The sequence below is a fragment of the Rhodococcus sp. NPDC057014 genome, assembly GCF_042673295.1.
Classification (GTDB): Bacteria; Actinomycetota; Actinomycetes; order Mycobacteriales; family Mycobacteriaceae; genus Rhodococcus_F.
The window spans coordinates 1-18,804 of record NZ_JBHUSF010000167.1 but is presented as its reverse complement, the minus strand read 5'-3'; the positions used below and the strand labels follow the sequence as shown (position 1 = coordinate 18,804).

General features: G+C 64.4%; 16 protein-coding genes. 10 read left to right on the top strand and 6 right to left on the bottom strand.

Translation table 11 applies throughout. The annotated features are described in order from the left end of the window. Together ACFTZB_RS27345 and ACFTZB_RS27340 are read right to left on the bottom strand one after the other, a co-directional pair. Nucleotides 1–1,371, bottom strand: a 1,371-nt coding sequence (locus ACFTZB_RS27345; protein WP_378435963.1) for an MFS transporter, incomplete at its 3' end; no start/stop codon positions are given. After that, complete coding sequence (locus tag ACFTZB_RS27340) at nt 1,355–1,783, bottom strand: MarR family winged helix-turn-helix transcriptional regulator (RefSeq protein WP_378435961.1); 429 nt, start codon at nt 1,781–1,783, stop codon at nt 1,355–1,357. The genes ACFTZB_RS27340 and ACFTZB_RS27345, both read right to left, overlap by 17 nt. Before the next feature lie 208 nt (nt 1,784–1,991). On the opposite strand from ACFTZB_RS27340, the gene ACFTZB_RS27335 reads away from it, so the two are divergent. After that, on the top strand, nt 1,992–5,255 hold the full coding sequence (locus tag ACFTZB_RS27335) for a protein kinase (protein WP_378435958.1): 3,264 nt from the start codon (nt 1,992–1,994) through the stop codon (nt 5,253–5,255). 2 nt (nt 5,256–5,257) lie between these two features. Here the strand turns inward: ACFTZB_RS27335 and ACFTZB_RS27330 are convergent, their stop codons facing one another. The 3 genes from ACFTZB_RS27330 to ACFTZB_RS27320 all read right to left on the bottom strand — a co-directional run bounded on the left by ACFTZB_RS27330 (nt 5,258) and on the right by ACFTZB_RS27320 (nt 8,126). Next, nucleotides 5,258–5,734, bottom strand: coding sequence for a cupin domain-containing protein (locus ACFTZB_RS27330; protein WP_378435956.1), 477 nt, complete (start codon nt 5,732–5,734; stop codon nt 5,258–5,260). A gap of 61 nt (nt 5,735–5,795) precedes the next feature. Continuing rightward, nucleotides 5,796–6,689, bottom strand: coding sequence for an alpha/beta hydrolase (locus ACFTZB_RS27325; RefSeq protein ID WP_378435954.1), 894 nt, complete (start codon nt 6,687–6,689; stop codon nt 5,796–5,798). An 87-nt stretch (nt 6,690–6,776) separates the two neighbouring features. Further along, nucleotides 6,777–8,126, bottom strand: coding sequence for an MFS transporter (locus tag ACFTZB_RS27320; RefSeq protein ID WP_378435952.1), 1,350 nt, complete (start codon nt 8,124–8,126; stop codon nt 6,777–6,779). A 456-nt stretch (nt 8,127–8,582) separates the two neighbouring features. On the opposite strand from ACFTZB_RS27320, the gene ACFTZB_RS27315 reads away from it, so the two are divergent. The 7 genes from ACFTZB_RS27315 to ACFTZB_RS27285 all read left to right on the top strand — a co-directional run bounded on the left by ACFTZB_RS27315 (nt 8,583) and on the right by ACFTZB_RS27285 (nt 15,842). Continuing rightward, nucleotides 8,583–9,941, top strand: a complete 1,359-nt coding sequence (locus tag ACFTZB_RS27315; protein WP_378435950.1) for an acyclic terpene utilization AtuA family protein — start codon at nt 8,583–8,585, stop codon at nt 9,939–9,941. 4 nt (nt 9,942–9,945) lie between these two features. Continuing rightward, nucleotides 9,946–10,326 carry a hypothetical protein gene (locus ACFTZB_RS27310; RefSeq protein ID WP_378435948.1) on the top strand — a complete coding sequence of 127 codons (381 nt, stop codon included), beginning with the start codon at nt 9,946–9,948 and terminating at the stop codon, nt 10,324–10,326. Between the two features lie 42 nt (nt 10,327–10,368). Continuing rightward, nucleotides 10,369–11,511 carry an RNA-guided endonuclease InsQ/TnpB family protein gene (locus tag ACFTZB_RS27305; RefSeq protein ID WP_378435946.1) on the top strand — a complete coding sequence of 381 codons (1,143 nt, stop codon included), beginning with the start codon at nt 10,369–10,371 and terminating at the stop codon, nt 11,509–11,511. Nucleotides 11,512–11,657: 146 nt separating this feature from the next. Continuing rightward, nucleotides 11,658–12,842 (top strand): lipid-transfer protein, encoded by a 1,185-nt coding sequence (locus tag ACFTZB_RS27300; RefSeq protein WP_378435944.1) that lies wholly within the window; start codon nt 11,658–11,660, stop codon nt 12,840–12,842. Further along, the gene (locus ACFTZB_RS27295) at nt 12,839–14,071 is read left to right on the top strand and encodes a CaiB/BaiF CoA transferase family protein (protein ID WP_378435942.1); all 1,233 of its coding nucleotides are present in this window, start codon (nt 12,839–12,841) and stop codon (nt 14,069–14,071) included. The genes ACFTZB_RS27300 and ACFTZB_RS27295 overlap by 4 nt, the downstream gene beginning before the upstream one ends. Continuing rightward, complete coding sequence (locus ACFTZB_RS27290) at nt 14,068–14,880, top strand: SDR family NAD(P)-dependent oxidoreductase (protein ID WP_378435939.1); 813 nt, start codon at nt 14,068–14,070, stop codon at nt 14,878–14,880. Before ACFTZB_RS27295 ends, ACFTZB_RS27290 begins: the two co-directional genes overlap by 4 nt. Before the next feature lie 509 nt (nt 14,881–15,389). Then, nucleotides 15,390–15,842: an AbgT family transporter gene (locus tag ACFTZB_RS27285; protein WP_378435937.1), complete on the top strand. Its 453-nt coding sequence runs from the start codon at nt 15,390–15,392 to the stop codon at nt 15,840–15,842. On the opposite strand, the gene ACFTZB_RS27280 is transcribed toward ACFTZB_RS27285, so the two are convergent. After that, the gene (locus ACFTZB_RS27280) at nt 15,843–16,778 is read right to left on the bottom strand and encodes a helix-turn-helix domain-containing protein (protein WP_378435935.1); all 936 of its coding nucleotides are present in this window, start codon (nt 16,776–16,778) and stop codon (nt 15,843–15,845) included. It lies immediately after the preceding gene. 161 nt (nt 16,779–16,939) lie between these two features. On the opposite strand from ACFTZB_RS27280, the gene ACFTZB_RS27275 reads away from it, so the two are divergent. Beyond that, a complete protein-coding gene (locus ACFTZB_RS27275; protein ID WP_378435933.1) occupies nt 16,940–17,569 on the top strand; it encodes an SDR family oxidoreductase in 630 nt (209 codons plus the stop codon). A 79-nt stretch (nt 17,570–17,648) separates the two neighbouring features. Continuing rightward, nucleotides 17,649–18,581, top strand: coding sequence for an alpha/beta hydrolase (locus tag ACFTZB_RS27270; protein WP_378435931.1), 933 nt, complete (start codon nt 17,649–17,651; stop codon nt 18,579–18,581). The last annotated feature ends 223 nt before the right edge of the window (nt 18,582–18,804 follow it).

Genomic DNA, 18,804 nt, shown 5'->3' with positions numbered 1-18,804 from the left:
GTTGACGAGCATCGCCGCGAAGACCACCGCGCAGCCGACGGCGCCGACGGCGAGAGCGGTCCTGATCCCACCCTCGGTGGGATGCAGGTCCGGTGCCAGGTTCGCGGCGAGCACCGCGCCCGCGACGGCGCTGCCGAACGAGCCGCCGACGGTGCGCAGCACCTGGTTGAAGCTCACGGCGCTGCCGAGTTCGGTGTCCGCGACACTGCGGGCGATCAGGGCGGGCATCGCCGCGTACGTCATACCCATTCCCATGCCGAATCCGAACATGCCGATCAGGATTTCCCACAGTTCGTCGTGGGCGAACCAGAGGAGCACGCTCGAGGCCGTCACGAGGCCCGCGCCGGAGAGCAGCAGCGTCCGCATGCGTACCCGTTGCGAGAGCGCGCGCACGAGTCGGTTCGCGCCGAAACTCGCCACCGACAGCGGAAGCATCACGAATCCTGCCCAGAACAGCGGCAGTGCGATGCCGTATCCGGTGGAGGCGGGCGCCTGCGCGATGAGGCTGCCGATCGAGAGTCCGATGTACATCGTGGCGCCGAGACCGATCGCGGTGCTGTTCGCGACCAGTACGTCGCCGTTGCGCAGCACCCGCAGGTTGATCAGCGGATTCGGGGTGCGCAGTTCCACGACGCACCACAGCGTCAGCAGTATCGCCGCAGCGGCGAAGAATCCGATGGTCCACGGGGAGGCCCATCCCCACCGCGATCCCTCGCTGACGCCGACGAGGAGTGACGCGAGACCCGTTCCGACCAGCAGAGCCCCGGGGACGTCGAGTGTGCACCGAGGTGCCCGCTCGTCCGGTCCCGCGGGAATCACCCGCCAGACGACGACGATGGTGGTGATCAGGAACAGAGCCGCGAACCAGAAGGCGAAGCGGAATCCGAGAAGGTCGGCGAGGATGCCGGTCAGGGGGTATCCGAGCCCGAGGCCGGTGGTCACCGTCACCGACAGGCTCGAGATGCCGACGCGGGCCTGGCTGTCGGGGAGGTAGCGGCGGGCGAGCGCGATCGTCACCGGAACGATCCCGTACGTGAGTCCCTGCAGAGCGCGTCCGATCAGGAAGACGGTGAAGTTGGGGGCGGACGCGGCGATGATCGAGCCGGCGAGGATCGTCGCCAGGGAGCACAGGAGCAGGCGCTTCTTGTGAGGTCCGTCGCTCAGCCGGCCCATGATCGGCGTGGCGATCGCCCCGACCAGGAGGTTGACGGTGAGCATCCACTGTCCGGTGCTCACCTCGACGTGCATGTCGTGGGAGATCGTGGGCACCAGCAGCATGCCGAGGGAACTGACGACCGCGGTGGTCAGGGCGGCATAGGCGAGGGCGGGCAGTAACCGGGGGTGTGTCGCGGCGTCAGTCGGTGGGTGCATCGTCCACCAACTTGCGCAGAATCGGGACCAGGGAGTCCAGAGTCGCTTTCTCTTCCGCCGTCAACCGCTCCGCGATGGCGTGTTCCAGCCACTCGAGGCCCTTCGACCGCTCCTGTATCAGTCTCTCGCGACCGGCATCGGTGAGTTCGATCCAGATCCGGCGCCGGTCCTGCTCGTCGGGGGTGCGCGCCACCAGACCGAGACCTTCGAGTTCGCGCACGGCCGTCGCGATCGCCTGTGGCGTGATCTTCTCGGCCGACGAGAGTGTCGAGGCCGACGTCCGTCCGTGCTTCGACAGGTACGCGAGCACACCTATCTTGCCGACGGAGATCGTCCTGCCCGCGGTGAGCTGTCGCCAGATCGGGCGCAACGCTTCCCGCAGAACCTGCGCGGTGGCCTGTTCGGTGATCATGAGCAAAGCGTACAACCCAATTGATCAATTTAGTTGTCTAAATGGGGAGGCTCACACCGCCCACCGCAGGATCGCCCGCAGCGGACAGCGTCAGCGATATCCTTGAGAGCACGCCATCGAGAGGTGAGTCCACGGTTGTATCCGCGCTGGTCATGCCGTCGGAACCAGCGCGCGGCAGCACGAGCCGACGGAGTGAGTAGACCGGCCGATGGGTGAAGGTGACCCGCTCGACACGCAGCGGAACCCGCCGTCCCCGGCCGCGGAACTGGCAGGCACCGGCTTCGACGACGCCCAGGAGATCGGACGCGGCGGTTTCGGCGTCGTCTACCGCTGCACGCAGGCGGACCTGGATCGCACGGTCGCGGTGAAGGTGCTCACCGTCGATCTCGACGAGGAGAACAAGGCCCGGTTCTTCCGGGAGCAGCGGGCCATGGGCCGGATGACCGGGCACCCCAACATCGTGAACATCCTGCAGGTCGGGGCCACCGCGAGCGGCCTGCCCTACATCGTGATGCCGTATCACCCGCAGGATTCCCTCGACGCGCTCATCCGCCGCCGCGGGCCGTTGCCGCTGGCCGAGGCGCTGCGGCTGGGGGTGAAAATGGCCGGTGCGGTGGAGACGGCGCACCGGCTCGGGATCCTGCACCGCGATATCAAACCCGCGAACATCCTGCTCTCCGATTACGGCGAACCGGAGTTGACGGACTTCGGCATCGCGCACATCACCGGCGGGTTCGAGACCGCGACCGGTGTCGTCACCGGGTCGCCGGCGTACACCGCGCCGGAGGTCCTCGCGGGTGATCCGCCGAGTCCGGCCGCGGACGTGTACGGTCTCGGGGCCACGCTGTTCAGTGCGCTGACCGGTCATGCCGCGTTCGAGCGTCGCAGCGGGGAGCAGGTGGTCGCGCAGTTTCTGCGGATCACCACGCAGGAGGTGCCGGATCTGCGGGAGCACGGAATCCCGGACGACGTGTCCGAGGTGATCGCCCGCGCGATGTCCCGCGAGCCCGGTCAGCGACCGGCGACCGTTGCCGACTTCGGCGAGGAATTGCGGGCTCTGCAACGCAACCACGACCTCCCCGTCGACGACATGGCACTGCGCACCGAACCCGATGCGCAGGGCAACGGTGAGCAACCGACCTCGCATCCCGGACGGTCGCACGGCCCGTCCACGCTGGGGGCGACGGGAAGCCTCCCGCTGGAACTGACCAGTTTCGTGGGGCGCCGGCACGAGCTCACCGAGGCGAAGAACCTGCTGGCCGGATCGCGGCTGGTGACGCTGACCGGGATCGGCGGGGTGGGCAAGACCCGGTTGGCGATGCGCGTCGCAGCTGCCGTCCAGCGCGACTACGACGACGGTGCGCGGCTGATAGAACTGGGCGAACTGCGCGACGGGTCGTCGCTTGTCGACGCGTTGGCCGCGGCGGTGGGGGTGCGGGATCATTCGACGCGGCCGTTGCGGGAGGTGCTGATCGAGTTCCTCACGTCGAGAGAACTGCTGTTGGTCCTCGACAACTGCGAGCAGATGGTGGACGCGGTCGCCGAACTCGCCGGCCTCCTGCTGCGGGCCTGTCCGCGGGTGCGGATCCTGGCCACCAGCCGCGAACCCCTGGTCATCGGGGGAGAGGCGGTGTTGCGGGTGCCGCCCCTGGGGGTCCCGGACCCGGAGCGGACTCCGTCGGTGCGGGGGTTGCCCAAATACGATGCGGTGACGTTGTTCGCCGACCGCGCCGCTGCGGCGGTTCCCGGGTTCGTGCTGACCGAGGCGAACGCGGCGGCGGTGGCGGGGATCTGCCACCGGCTCGATGGATTGCCGTTGCCGATCGAGTTGGCCGCCGCGCGGTTGCGGGCGATGTCGCCCGAGCAGATCCTGCAGCGGCTGACCGACCGCTACGCCCTGCTGTCCCGCGGCAGCCGGGGTGCGCCGACGCGGCAACAGACCCTGCGGTTGTCGGTGGACTGGAGTTTCGAACTGTGCACCGCTCGTGAACAACTGGTGTGGGGACGGTTGGCGGTGTTCGCGGGGAGTTTCGAACTCGATGCCGCGGAGCAGGTCTGCGGCGACGGTTTGGGCCCGGACGGGTTGCTCGACACTCTGACGTCCCTGGCCGACAAGTCGATCCTGATCCGGGAGGAACACGGGCCGGTGGTGCGGTTCCGGATGCTCGAGACGCTCCGCGAGTACGGCTACGAGAAACTCGAGCAGACCGGCGAGACCGTGACTTTGCGCCGCCGTCACCGGGATTGGTACGAGGCCTTGGCAGTGGATGCGGACGCGGAGTGGATCAGCGCCCGACAGCTGGACTGGATCGCCCGGTTGAAGCGGGAACAACCGAACCTGCGGGAGGCCCTCGAATTCAGTGTCGACGACGATCCCGCCGCCGGCCTCCGCACCGCCACCGCACTGTTCCTGTTCTGGAGCTCCCAGGGAACATACAACGAGGGTCGGCGCTGGCTCGAACAACTGCTCGCCCGCCAGAGCGGGCCACCCACCCTCGAATGGGCCAAGGCGATCTACTGCGCCAGCGTGATGGCCAACGTGCAGGGCGATCTCGAGACGGGGGCCGCGCTCGTGGCGGAGGGACGCACGCTCGCCGCACAGACCACTGACCCCATGATGCGCGCGTTCGTCTCCTTCGCCGACGGAATGCTGGCTCTTCTCGGGGGTGATCCCGTCCGCGCCCGCGCGCATCTCGAACCCGCACTCGCGGAATTCAGCGAACGCGGAGAGCGGACACTCGAAGTGGCCGCCCTGTACCCGTTGGGGACAGCTTATGGAATGTCCGGTCTGACGGACGAGGCCGTCGAACGCCACGAGCGGGTTCTCGCGATCACGGAACAGTACGGCGAGAAGATGTACCGGTCTCATTCGCTGTGGGCCTTGGGGATTGCCGTCTGGCAGCGGGGTGATGCGGATCGTGCGGTCCGGCTCCTCGACGAGGCGCTGGAGTTGACCAAGCGGGTGCGCAGTCCCCGCGTCGTCGCAGCCTGTCTCGCAGCCCTCGCGTGGATCGGCCTCGAACAACACGACGCACTCCGGGCCGCCGTGCTGCTGGGGGCCGCCGACGAGCTGGCGCGGGCGATCGGAAGTTCCGCCGTCATCCATTCCAACCTGATCGTCCACCACGAGGAATGCGCCGAGAATGCCCGGAAAGAACTCGGCGACAAAGCATTCGCAGAAGCCAAGCGCAAAGGTGAACAACTCGGCTTCGACGCGGCCATCGCCTACGCCCTCCACGAGCAACCACCCGGGACCTCCACACCCGACACCGACGCGCCGACGCGACTGACGAAGCGAGAACGCCAGGTCGCCGGCCTGATCGCCGAAGGCCTGACCAATCAGGCCATCGCCGACCGCCTCGTGATCTCACCCCGCACCGCACAGGGACACGTGGAGCACATCCTGGCGAAACTGGGCTTCACCTCCCGCACACAGGTCGCGGCCTGGGTCGTGGAGCGGACGCACGGTTAGGGTTACATGTTGGCTTCGAGGGTTTGTCCGCCGACGGTGACCGGTGAGGTCCCGACCAGAACGAACACCGTGCGTGCCCACTGGTCGGTGGAGTTGCGCCAGACGTGCATGGTCCCGCGCTGGACGATGCTGTCGCCGGTGGTCAACACCGCGACGTCTCCGCCATCCAGCACTGCTTCGAGTTGACCACTGATCACGACGCCGTAGTCGAGGCTCTGGGTTCGATGGAACGGGAACTCACTGTTCGGAGCCCAGTCCACGATGTAGAAGGCGGTTCCGTCCGCGGTCGAGAACGTCTCGATCAACTCCGCTCCGTCCCGCGGATCCGTATTGTCGGACGGAAACGTGTCGGTGGCCCACAGTCGTGTCGCGAATGCGGCAGGGGACGCTTCGAACGCTTCGACGATCGAATCGGAAAGGACGACCGAGCGGCCGTCCGAATCGTGGCCGGTGACAACACGTCGTGCCTGGTGCTTCATCTTTCGCTCTTCTTCCGGGGTGTGAGTGTGACGTGACCGAACACAGACAAGGGGTCGGCTGTCAGCCCAACCGCTCGCGGGCCCAGGCGGCGGATTCGGTGATCGTCCGGTCGGCCTCGGGGTCATTGCCCACGGCGAACGTGTGAACATGCTGTCTGCTCGGAGCGACGTCGAGCGTCACCTCGACGCCCGCGGCATCGGCCGCCTCGACGAATTTCCGTATGCCGCCGAGCAGATTCTCGTGCCCGCCCGCCGACAGGTACACCGGGGGGAATCCAGCGAGATCGGCGTACGTCGGGTTGCAGAGCGGGTCCTTGGTGCTGCGATCACCGAAGGCGAGTGAGCCCATCGCCACGATGATGGCCTTGCTCGCGAGTATGTCGTTCTCTTCGTTGACCATCCACTCGCCGTCCCAGTCGAGTCCGGGAGAGAAGGTCACCACTGCTCCGGGGGTCGGTAGGCCCCGGGTTCGGAGACTCACGACGAGCGCGAGCGCGAGTGTGCCGCCTGCAGAGTCACCCGCACTGACAATCCGGTGCGGTGCGAAGCCCTGATCGATCAGCCACCGAAACGCCGTGACCCCATCGTCGACCTGAGCGGGATAGGCGTGCTCCGGTGCGCGTCGATAGTCGACGAGCAGGATGCGAGAACCGATTTCTCGTGCGAGGTGACCGGCCATCTTCCGATGCGAGTGGGCGGATCCGGTGATGAAACCCCCGCCGTGGAAGTAGAGGACGACCGTTGTCGGATCGGTGTTTGCCGGAATGCTCCACACGGCGGAGAGTCCGTCGATGTCGACCGACTCGTAGCTGACCCCCTTCGGTTCGGTTGCGACGGTGTGCCACCCCTCCTGCATGTCCCGCATGACCTGCACCGACATCTCCGGGTCGGCCTGCATGCGGGCGACCCAATCCAGGTAGAGAGTGCGGAGGGGATCAGCGAACTCGGTCGACATCGTGGGTACCTGACTTTCATTTCTCGGTGGGTGGATCAATGCGTTGCCAGTAGTGGTTGATGGCGCTCAGTGGATTTTTGGTGAATGTCATGCCCGGCTGTCGGCCAGGTCGTCTTGGGCACTGTCGTTCACCTGTCGATTCCGCGTGCTCGCGGCGAGGACGAGAACCAGTCCGGCACCGACGAGAGAGGGGACCATGAATGCGAAGAGACCTGCGCGTGGCGTCGCGAACAGCGCGCCGATCTGAGGGCCGAGGATCGCACCGATTCGGCCGATGCCCAGGCAGAATCCGATTGCGGATCCCCGAATTGCTGTCGGATAGTGTGCAGCGATCACGCCGTACATGAGCGTGCTGGTGCCAACGGTTCCGACGCCCGCTGCGAAAGCGGCGACGAAGAGGCCGGCCGCACCGAGTTCGGTACCGAACGCGAGCGCCAGCAGAGCGACGGCTCCGAGGAGGAAGTACGGGACTACGGTCCGCGTCGCACCACCCCGGTCCACGAGCAAGGCGCCGACGATCGTGCCCACGACCGCACCGAACTGCAGCATCATCAGCGCCAGAATTCCTTGTGTTCCACCGAAACCCAGTTCCTTGGTCATACTCGGCAGCCAGGTGTTGGGGCCGTAGACGAGAATCTGGCAGCAGAACATCACCGCCGTAAAGATTGCCGTGGCAAACAGGTATCGACGCGACAGGAGCAGTCGTATGCCGCCCTTCGCCTGATCTGCTGGACGGGCGTCTGTCGCAGTGAGCTCGATGCCGAACCGGTTGGCGACCGCGCGTGCTTCCCCGTCGCGGCCACGCGCAGCGAGGAGGCTCGGCGATTCGGGGAGCGCGAAATACAGGATCGGGACGAGGACGATCAGCGCACCGCCAAGCAAATACAGGAGCCGCCACTGCTCGGACGGTGGCGTGGTTTTCGCGAGCGCATCCGCACCGGGAAGCACGATCAGCGCGGCGACCGTGGCGAGGACACCGCCGATCGGGTATCCGGTAAGGGTGATTCCATTGAACAGCTGCTTGCGCCGGGCGGTTGCGAACTCACTGGCCAGGGCTACCGCGGCGGGGACGACAGCACCGAGTCCGACGCCGGAGAGAACGCGGCCGATTCCGAAGACCGTGAAGCTGGGCGCGAACGCACACACCAGGCACAACAATGAGAACCAGGTGACACCAGCCAAGATCACGGCGCGCCGCCCGATGCGGTCGGCGAGAGTGCCGGCGACGAGGAAGCCGACCATCAGGCCGCACAGAGTCATGCTGTGAACGTCCGCCAGTGCAGATTTTTCCAGCCCCCACTGGTGCATGAGCGAGGGCAGAGTTGCACCGAAGACGATCAGGTCGTATCCGTCAGCGAGAATGGTGGCGAAACACAGGGCCAACACCAGACCGGGGCCACGAGAGGCTGACGCGCTGGGGGTGAGCGAAGTGGGCATGTGTTGCTTTCGTGTCGGGAGAATGACTGCAAGCCGGCATGTAACTCGGCTCACACTCATGAAACATCAGAGGCAGCATCGAATCGACTGAAAAATCTCGAAGTTCGAATTCGGTCCACGGCAATCAAAGGGTCCTTCGGAAAACCTGAATTCGAACTTCGTCAGAAGTCAATTGATCGGCGATTGGGTGAGTCATAAACTCGGACACAAGGTGCTCGCCGCCAAGTCGACAGCAGAATGGGTCGGCCCTCGGTCAGGCAGACATCCCGGCTATCGCGAGGAACACCCCGGAGATGCTGCTCGACGACCCCTCACATGAAGGACTACGGCGAGCGACCGCCGGTCCAGTGCGCGGTCGGGCCGTCGGCCGGGATGACGCCGAGCTCAACGAGTTTCTCGGCGGAGCCGGGCCACGGCCCTCGAGACGACACATTCAGCAATGGAAGAGGACACAGTATGAAGAAGATTCGGATCGGATCTGGAAGTGGATTCTGGGGCGACAATCTGGACCCTGCGATCGAGATTGCCAAGCACGGTGACGTGCAGTACCTCGCATATGACTTCCTGGGCGAGCCGACCATCCCGTCCCTGCAGAAGATGCAGCGCAAGGATGCGTCGCGCGGCTATGTCCCGTCGATCCGGGCTGTGGTCCGTGGTGTGCTGCCGATCTGTCTGGAAAAGGGCATCAAGATCTTGACCAACGCGGGTGCTGCCAATCCGCAGGCCTGTGCTGACACGATCCTGACCACCGCGAAGGAACTCGGGATCACCAAGCTGAAGGTGGGTATCGTCACCACCAACGATGTTCAGGCCAAGGTCGAGGAACTTCTCGACAACGGAGTCCAGTTCACCAACCTCGACAACGGCGACGCGGATCTCGGCCGAGTGCGCGACAAGATCGTGGGATCGTATGTCTACTCCGGCGCCTACGGTTACGTGGAGGCGCTCGAAGCGGGCTGCGACATCATCATCTCCGATCGAGCCACCGACGACGCGGCTATTCTGGCCCCGCTCGTCCACGAATTCGGCTGGAAGTGGGACGAGTGGGACAACCTCGCGATCGGCATCCTCGCCGGACATCTGATCGAGTGCGGCGCGGCGTGCAGCGGCGGGATCTCGAGCCTGTGGCGCGAGGTTCCCGAGCCCTGGAATATCGGTTACCCGATCGCCGAGGTCAACGAGAGCGGTGAACTGTTCATCACCAAAGTGGACGGCACCGGCGGCGTCATCAACCAGGTCACCTTGACCGAGCACCTCCTGTACGAAGTGCACGACCCGGGTAACTACCTGATGCCTGAGGTGATCACGGATTTCACCAACGTCGAGATGGACGAGGTCGCCAAGGACCGTGTCAAGGTATGGGGCGCCAAGGGCAAGCCACGTCCGGACACCCTCAAGGCGGGCATCGCCTACATGGACGGTTTCATCGGCGAGGCCGAGTCGTCAGTGACCTGGCCGGACGCCGTCGAAAAGGCCGAGCGATCGATCGAGATCATCAAGAAGCGTCTGGAGATGGTAAACCTCGACGCCGAGGAAGTCCGGTTCGACATGATCGGCGTCAACTCGTGCCACTGGTCGGCGTCGCCCGCTCCGGACCCGGACATCAACGAGGTCCGTATTCGCGTCGCGGCCAAGTGCGCCGAGCGTGCAGAGGCAGCGAAGGTAGCTCGCGAATGCGTGATGCTGATGGGCACCGGCCCGATCGGATCGACCGGTCAGCTCAACACTCCGCCGCCGCGCGAGGTTTTCGCACTGTGGCCGACCTTGATTCCGCGCGAGGAGATCTCGCAGACCGTCGAGACTAGGGAACTGTGACGACATGAGCCGTATCCATTTGAACGACATCGCCTACGCCCGCTCCGGCGACAAGGGCGACATCTGCAATATCGCTGTCATTGCCAAGGAGAAGCGCTTTTACCCGCTGATCCTGGAGTACCTGACCGCAGACGTGGTCAAAGAGTTCTTCGGCGAGATGGTCAAGGGCGAGGTGGACCGCTACGAGGTGCGCACCCTGGAAGCGATGAATTTCGTTCTGCGCAATGCACTCGGCGGCGGAGCCACGCGTAGTCTGCGTGCCGACTTCACCGGCAAGACGATGTGCCAGGCCCTGCTGCGCATCGATTTCGAGGTCGCCGAGCCCGATCTGCACTTGATCCGTGAGTCTTTCGGCGCAGACCCGGTCCTTCAGGGCCGGGGATAGCCGATCTGGATTTGTCGGACCGTGTGGCTAGTGTCTTCGGTCATGGCGGGGAGGGTGGTCAAGCGGGCGTTCAAGTTTCGTTTCTATCCGACTGTGGTGCAGGCGGAGCAGCTTGCTCGGACGTTCGGGTGCACCCGGTATGTCTACAACCGGGCGTTGGCCGAGCGGACGCGGGCGTGGTCGCAGGAGCAGCGTCGGGTGACATACGCGGATACCTCGAAGATGCTCACCGGGTGGAAGCGGGACGCGGAGACCGCGTGGTTGGCGGAGCCGTCGAAGGGGCCGCTGCAGGAGTCGCTGCGGCAGTTGCAGGGTGCGTTCGAGAGGTTCTGGCGCAAGCAGACCCGCTACCCGCAATTCAAGAAGAAGGGTCAGTCGAAGGATTCGGCGACCTACTTCTCGAACTGCTTCACCTACCGCGGTGGGCAGCTCCGGTTGGCCAAGCAGTCCGAACCCCTGGATATTCGGTGGTCGAGGCCGCTGCCGGAGGGGGCTGTGCCGTCGCAGGTGACGGTGTCGCGTAATGCTCGTGGTCAGTACCATATTTCGATCCTCGTCGAGGACATGATTCCCGAACTCGAGCCGGTCGATCGGGTGGTCGGGCTCGATGCCGGGATCACTAGCCTGTACACGCTCTCGACGGGGGAGAAGATCACCAACCCGCGCCATGAGCGCAGCGACCGTGTGCGGTTGGCGAAGGCGCAACGGGTGCTCGCCAGGAAGGAGAAAGGGTCCCGTAACCGGGCCAAGGCCCGACTGAAGGTCGCGAAGATTCATGGCCGGATCGCTGATCGGCGCCGTGATTATCTGCACACACTCTCCACTCGTTTGGTGCGCGAAAACCAAGTGATCGCCATCGAGGATCTGAGTGTGCGGAACATGGTGAAGAATCGGTCGTTGTCTCGGGTGATCTCGGATGCGGGGTGGTCCGAGTTCCGGTCGATGCTCGAGTACAAGGCCGACTGGTACGGGCGGCGGGTGGTGGTGATCGACCGGTTTCATCCGTCGTCGAAGACCTGCTCGGTGTGCGGGGAGGTCGCTTCGGCGATGCCGCTGAATGTGCGGGAGTGGGCGTGCCGGTGCGGCGTCGTCCACGACCGGGATGTGAATGCGGCGAGGAATATTTTGGCCGTCGGACTGGCGGTGGCAGCCTGCGGAGACGGTGTGAGACCACCCCGCACATAACGTGCGGGGCGGCGACTGTCGGTGAAACAGGAACCTCGGGACGTGAGTTTCGAGGGGAATCTCGGTAGTTCACGGCCGAGAGGACGTCAAGCACTGATCGGTTCGATTTAGTACTGCACAATCGACAAGAGTTCGGAGATCCCGAGATGAGTGACAAAGCGCAAGTTGTCGGCGTCAACATGGTGAAATTCGCCAAGCCCGGCGCAAACGACCCGTACGAGGTGATGGCCGCGGAGGCGATCCGCGGGGCCCTCGCCGACGCGGGAATCGACTACTCCCTGGTACAGCAGGCATTCGCCGGCTATGTGTACGGCGACAGCACGTGTGGTCAGCGCGCGGTGTACTCGGTCGGGATGTCCGGCATTCCCGTGTACAACTTGAACAACTACTGCGCGTCCGGTTCGTCCGCGCTCATGCTCGCCCGCCAGGCAGTCGAGACCGGGATCGTGGACTGCGCGCTGGCGTTCGGATTCGAGGAGATGACACCGGGTGCCCTGGGCAGCGCGTTTCCTGATCGGACGTCTCCGGTGGGCTGGATTCACGAGCGTCGGGTGGAGCTGCATCCGGAGCTGCCGACCGATGCCCCACGTGCGATCCAGGCATTCGGCGCGGCCGGGTGGGAGTACATCGAGAGGTACGGTGCGAATCCGGACATCTTTGCGCGAGTTGCGGTCAAGTCCCGTACCCACGCGAGTAACAACCCGTATGCGCTGTTCACCAAGCCTCTGACCGTCGATCAGGTGATGGAAGCGCCGACCCTGTTCCCGTATCTGACCCGCTTCATGGCGTGCCCCCCCACTTGCGGAGCGGCAGCTGCGATCGTGGTCAGCAAGGCCTTCGCCCAGCGACACGGACTTGCGGGCGGTGTCGAGATAATCGGCCAGTCGATGACCACCGACACCGAGGCCAGTTCGGTTGACCTGATCAACCTGGTCGGCGCCGACATGACGCGCCGTGCGGCGGCAGAAGTGTACGAATCGGCCGGCGTCGGCCCTGAGGACGTCGACGTCGTCGAGTTGCACGACTGCTTCACGCCGAACGAAGTCATCAGCTACGAAGGCCTGGGCCTGTGCGCCGAAGGTACTGCGGAGAAGCTCATTCTGAACGGGGACAACACTTACGGAGGCAAGTATGTGGTGAACCCATCCGGTGGGCTGATGTCCAAGGGCCATCCGCTCGGTGCGACCGGTCTTGCACAGTGCGCCGAGCTCGTCTGGCACCTGCGCGGAACGGCAGGACAGCGACAGGTCGAAGATGCACGGATCGGCCTACAGCACAATATCGGGCTGGGGGGCGCGTGCGTCGTCACCATGTATCGGAGGGTGTCATGACCGTCTCCGGTCCGCTCGACGGCGTCAGGGTCCTCGATCTCACGTCGAACGTGATGGGGCCGTTCGCGTCTTTGCATCTGGCGGACATGGGTGCCGACGTGTGGAAAATCGAATCCGGCTGTGGCGACACGATCCGCCGGGTCGGCCCGGCGCGGAATGCGGGGATGAGTTCGAACTTTCTGCACTTGAATCGTAACAAGCGGTCGATCGTGCTCGATTTGAAATCGGACGGTGGGGCGTCGGTGCTTCGCCGGATGATCGCGGGCGCTGACGTGTTCTTGTACAGCATGCGTCCGAAAGCAATGCGTTCGCTCGGGTTCTCCTACGACGATGTGCGCGAGATCAATCCACGGATCGTCTATGCCGGCGCCGTGGGATTCGGTCAGAGTGGACCATATGCGGACCGCCCTGCGTATGACGACCTGATTCAGGCGGCGTCGGGAATGGCTGCATTGCAGAACCGGAAGGTTGGTAGCCCGGAGTTCGTCGCCACACCGATCGCAGACCGGGTGGTCGGCATATCTACCGCGATGGCTGTCTGTGCTGCGCTCTATCATCGCAACGTGACGGGCGTTGGGCAAGAAGTCCAGGTTCCGATGTTCGAGACTTTCGCGCAGTTGGTTCTCGGGGACCACCTGTGGGGGCACTCTTTCGATCCGCCGATTGGCGACTGGGGCTATGCGCGGACGATGAATCCGGACCGTCGTCCGTACCGGACGAAGGACGGGCGGTACGTCGCTGTCAGCATTTACATCGACAAGCACTGGCGGAGCTTCTTTCAGGTCGCGGGTCGTCCAGACTTGGCCGACCATCCGAAATTCGCCGACGTGCACGCCCGCGCCGAGAACATGCCGGAGTTGCTGGGCCTTCTGTCGGATCTCTTTTCAACACGTCCGGCGGACGAATGGCTGGCCGATCTGGCGGCTGCAGATGTTCCGGCAATCGAGACGAACACTCCTGCAGGGGCGCTCGATGATCCTCACCTGCGGCAGACCGGCTTCTCGTTTGTCGAAGAACATCCGTCCGAAGGCAGGATCAATTCGCTCGGCATCCCCCAGACATGGAGCTCCTGTGCCCCGGCGGTCCGCCATCCGGCGCCACGGCTGGGAGAGAACTCGGTCCAGCTCTTGCGTGAGGCCGGAGTGAGTGAAGGCGAAATCGGCACGCTCCTCGCATCCGGTGCGGTGACCGACGAGCTCGGACAGCGTGATGCGGTGAGTGCCCGATGAGTGAGCGGGTGGTGTCGGACCTCGAAGGGAAAGTCGCGATCGTTACCGGCGGGTCCGGCGGGATCGGGCGCGGTATTGCCGCCAGATTGGGCGCTCGCGGAGCGACGGTGGTTGTCAACGGGCGCAGCGAGGAGCGAGCTGCGCACGTGGTCGATGAGATCCGCGCGGCAGGCGGCAAAGCGCACTTCCAATCCGGGGACGTCGGGTCAACCAGCGATATGCGGACGTTGGCCCAATCCGTCGTCGAGAAGTTTGGTCGTATCGACATTGTCGTGCCCAATGCCGGGGGGTTTGACGAGGAGGCGCGTGATCCGAAGGTCCGAGGGCCGTTCGCAGGCATCGATCTGGAACGGGTCACGAATTTCGCAGGTCAAGCTTTGCTCGGAAAGCTGGCGGTGGTGCAGGCGTCGGTGCCGTACCTGCGGGAGAACGGCGGGTCGGTGGTGTTCGTTACCTCGGAGGGCGGACGTGCACCGACGCCGGGGCAGACGGGCATCGCAGCATTCTCGGCTGGGTTGATCCAGGTGAGCAAACTGTTGTCGAAGGAACTCTCCAGAGACAAGATCCGAGTCAACTGCGTGTGCGTGACCGTCGTCCGGGACACACCGTCGTGGCAGGCTGCGTTCGATCACGATGACGCCGTCTCCGTGGCGCACCGTCGACAGTACGAGAAGATAGTCGAGAGGGCACCATTCGGTATCGCCTCACCTCCGGATATCGGTGACGTGGTGAGTTTTCTGGCGTCCGACGAATCGATGTATTTGACGGGCGCGGTACTCAGCCCTACCGGAGGCCTCACCCTTCACTGATCGGCATCGGTGAGCCGCGGTCTGGACTGCCGGATTTCGCAACCGGTCTCGAATCGTGTGCGGACGTCACACGCGAAGAGTCCTCGCCGGGTGAACCGATTATGTTGGCGAACATTGTATTTCACGGATACCGATGGGGCCGCCTTCTGATGCTGGTGGGTCGAACCGCGTCGACTCGAGTGCGACGCTCGGTGGGTGTGGTTCAGCCCGGTCTCGGGCATGTGTCCAGAGTCGGTCCCTGCACGACCGTCCGAGCGCGTTGATCGGAGCGTTTCCGTCTGCCCGCAGCACAGGCACCGTACGTTGGCCCTCGCGACCTCCGTCAAGGGTCGCGGCCCGCAGACCGGTGTGCGTGGAATGGGCGTGGTGGTACCTCAGTCTCTCGTGCTCCCACGGTTGCCGCAACGGTTCACGGTCCGGTGCCCTCGAGGCCGCGGTGCCGTCACACCGTTGGTGGCAGGCGCCGCGGACACCGCCTCGCAGGCCGGCGCGTCCAGGGTGAGGCCCTCGTGGCGGCGGTGTTCATACCGATGATGGCGCTCGTCGGGTACGAGGCCGGATTCACGCAGGCAGCCTTCCGGCTCGGTGATTCGGCAACCCAGGTGCTGACCCCGCTGAACCTGCTGCTGGTCGTGGTGCTCGGATGGCTCCGAAAATATGAACCGAACGCCGGAATCGGAACGTTCCTGACCGGATGCTGCCCTTCGCCGCGGTTCTGGATCCTGTGGGTACTCGTGATCGCCATATTCTTCTTCACCGGAACAGGCACCCGTCCGCGATCCCCGGCTCCGAGGCCGAAATCCATTCTGGTCTACCACTTCCCGCAGCCAATGCAGAGTCAGGCCACACACCCTTTGCATCGAAGGCTGACCGAGAAGTGTGACCGTATGTCGGGATGGTTCCCGGGCGACGATGCGATGAATGATGAGTGCCACGGAGCAGGAGCAGGGGCCAGCCGGTAGTCAGTGTCTTGCGCGAAGTGCCATGAGTCGGTCGTGCGAGGTCGTCCCGGCTTCTGCACTCCAGGTGATGAGTTGTTGATCGGGGTCGCCCACACATGCCAGTGTCTCCCAGTCGAGGGTGATCTCACCGACCTCCGGGTGGTTGAACCGTTTGACACCGCGGTTGCGAATCGCGACCTGATGGTCGCTCCACCAGCGCCTGAAGTCGACGTCCTGGATGGACAGCTCCCCGACAAGTTCCGTGAGCCGCGGGTCGTGCGGATCACGCGCGACTTCCATGTGGAGCAGCGCGACGCACAGTCGACCAGATTGTTCCCAGTCGGGATAGAGACGTCGTACCGCGGGATCGGTGAATACCATTCTCACGTAATTACGTTGGCGCGCCGGCAACTGATCGAAATCGGTGACCATCAACGCGGCCGCCATCGCGTTCCATCCGAGCACGTCCATTCTCCGGCCGAGTAGCAGCGCCGGAATCGTTGCGAGATCGTCGAGCAGTCGCAGCAGGTGCGGTGATGCGCGCTGGGCTTTGCGCTGACGCGGCTGTGCAGGAGGGCGCATCGACAGTTCGAGAAGATAGTCACGGCCTGCCTGGTCCAGACGTAACGCGCTGGCGATCGTTTCCAGGGTCGGCCACGGCGCCCCGCGGCGCCCCTGCTCGATGCGGGCGTAGTAGTCGGTGCTGATCGCCGCCAGCGCCGCGACTTCTTCCCGGCGGAGGCCCTGTGCCCGACGGCGTCGGCCGGAGTCCCGGGACAACCCAACGTCCTCCGGTTGTATGGCCAGACGCCTGGTTTTGAGGAACTCACCGATCTCGGTACGGCGCTCGACCTGCTCGTTGTGCGCATTCACATTACGAATGATGGCAAACAAACCTGAACCATGTATAGGGGGACAATTTGTCCCTGGACAAAATTGGCCGCTGTGCAGTCCCATGGAGTGAGGCAATATCGGTGGCACAGCGATCCGCCCGAAGCGCCCGGCGCAGTTCACGCCGGAATTGCTCCCCCCTCGCCCGCACCGGAAACACCTCGCCGAGGTGACGGCGGTTCGTTCGGTGGGGCGGGAGAACACACTCGACCAGGAGGAAAATCGAAATGACGAAGGTGCTGATCATCGGCGCCAACGGACGAATCGCACGGTGGGCGGTCGAGATGCTCGCCGGGAAGGAAATAGACCTGACGCTGTTCGTGCGCGACGCGAGTCGACTCGCTGGAGCACCCGACGCCGCACAGGTCGTCGAGGGCGATGCACGCAACGAGGTGGCAGTGGCCGAGGCCGTGCGCGGTCAGGACATCGTCTATGCAAATCTCTCAGGTGAAATCGACACCCAAGCCGAGCGCATCGTCGCGGCGATGCAGAGCCAGAGGGTGCAACGCCTGATCTTCGTGACCGCTCTCGGTATCTACGACGAAGTACCCGGCCCGTTCGGGCAATGGAATCGACGCCAGATCGGCAGCGTCCTGGACACCTATCGCGCGGCCGCCGACACGATCGAGGCGTCCACCCTCGACTACACGATCCTGCGGCCTGCCTGGCTCACCGACAACGACGAGATCTCGTACGAGGTCACGCAACGGAATGAACCGTTCAAGGGCACAGAGGTCTCCCGCAAGAGCGTCGCCGCACTGATAGCCGACATCATCAGCTCCCCGGACACCTGGAGCCGGACGAACCTCGGTGTCGACAAACCTGGGACAGACGGGGACCGGCCCGCATTCATGTGAATTCCCACGCCAAACCCGTTCCCCGGTGAGCAGTTACGTCACCGAACAGAACACACGCACACAAGAAAGGCACCCCATAATGACCGACAACATCGAGACCGTGAGCATCAAGGCGCTGTACTGGGATATCGCAGCAGACATCTACTTCCCGCCAGGGTTCGACAAGTCCAACAAGTACCCGGTCGTCATCAGCGCCCATCCCATCGGGAGCTGCAAGGAGCAGACCTCCGGCAACGTCTACGGCAGCGCCCTTGCCGCGGAGGGATTCGTGGTGCTCGCGTTCGACGCGAGTTTCCAGGGCGCCAGCGGCGGCGAGCCGCGCTTCCTCGAGGACCCGACGTTCCGGGTCCAGGACTTCAGCTACGTCATCGACTACCTGGTCACGCTGCCCTACGTGGACGACGATCGAATCGGCGTCCTCGGAATCTGTGGCGCGGGCGGCTACGCGGTCAACGCCACGATGACCGAGCGCCGGATCAAGGCCCTGGGCACGGTCACGGGCGCGAACTACGGTCGCCTGATGCACGAGTCGTTCACCGGCTACAACCCCATCGGCGCCCTCGAGGCCATGGCCGCGCAGCGCACCGCCGAAGCGCGTGGCGCGGAGTTGCGGGTGGACGACTTGCTGCCGCCTTCCCCGGAGGTCGCCAAGGAAAAGGGTCTGACCGAGATCGATGTGTACGAGGCGACCGAGTACTACCGCACCGACCGAGGACAGAAACCGCACGGTCTCAATCGATCGCTGTTCTCCCACCAGGCCACCGCAGTCGGCTGGGATGCTTTCAACCGCGCCGAAGTGCTCCTGACCCAGCCGATGTGCATTGTCGTCGGTGACAAACCCGGCGCGTTCGGGGCGTACCGCGACGGCCTGGAAATCATTCGGCGCGCAGCATCGAAGGACAAGGAACTCGTTGTGGCCGAGGGATTCTCGCACTACGACCTCTACGACAAGCCCGAACCCGTCAAGATCGCCCTCGACAAGCTGATTCCCTTCTACAAGAAGCACCTCTGATATTGACGCGGGGTGGGTTATCGATGCCCGAGACGGTAACCCACCCAGTCTCGAATCCAGCCAAGATCACCTGAGCGATCACCTGACCGCGACGGGCGCTTTCCCTCGACCGGGTGATGCACAAGGGATGCCTGGAGTGGCCTCGTTCCCCGCGCGTGGAGTACTGCACGCGCGGGTGTGTTCCCAGACGTCTTCGATGCGGTAGGTGTCGAAGTACCAGGGG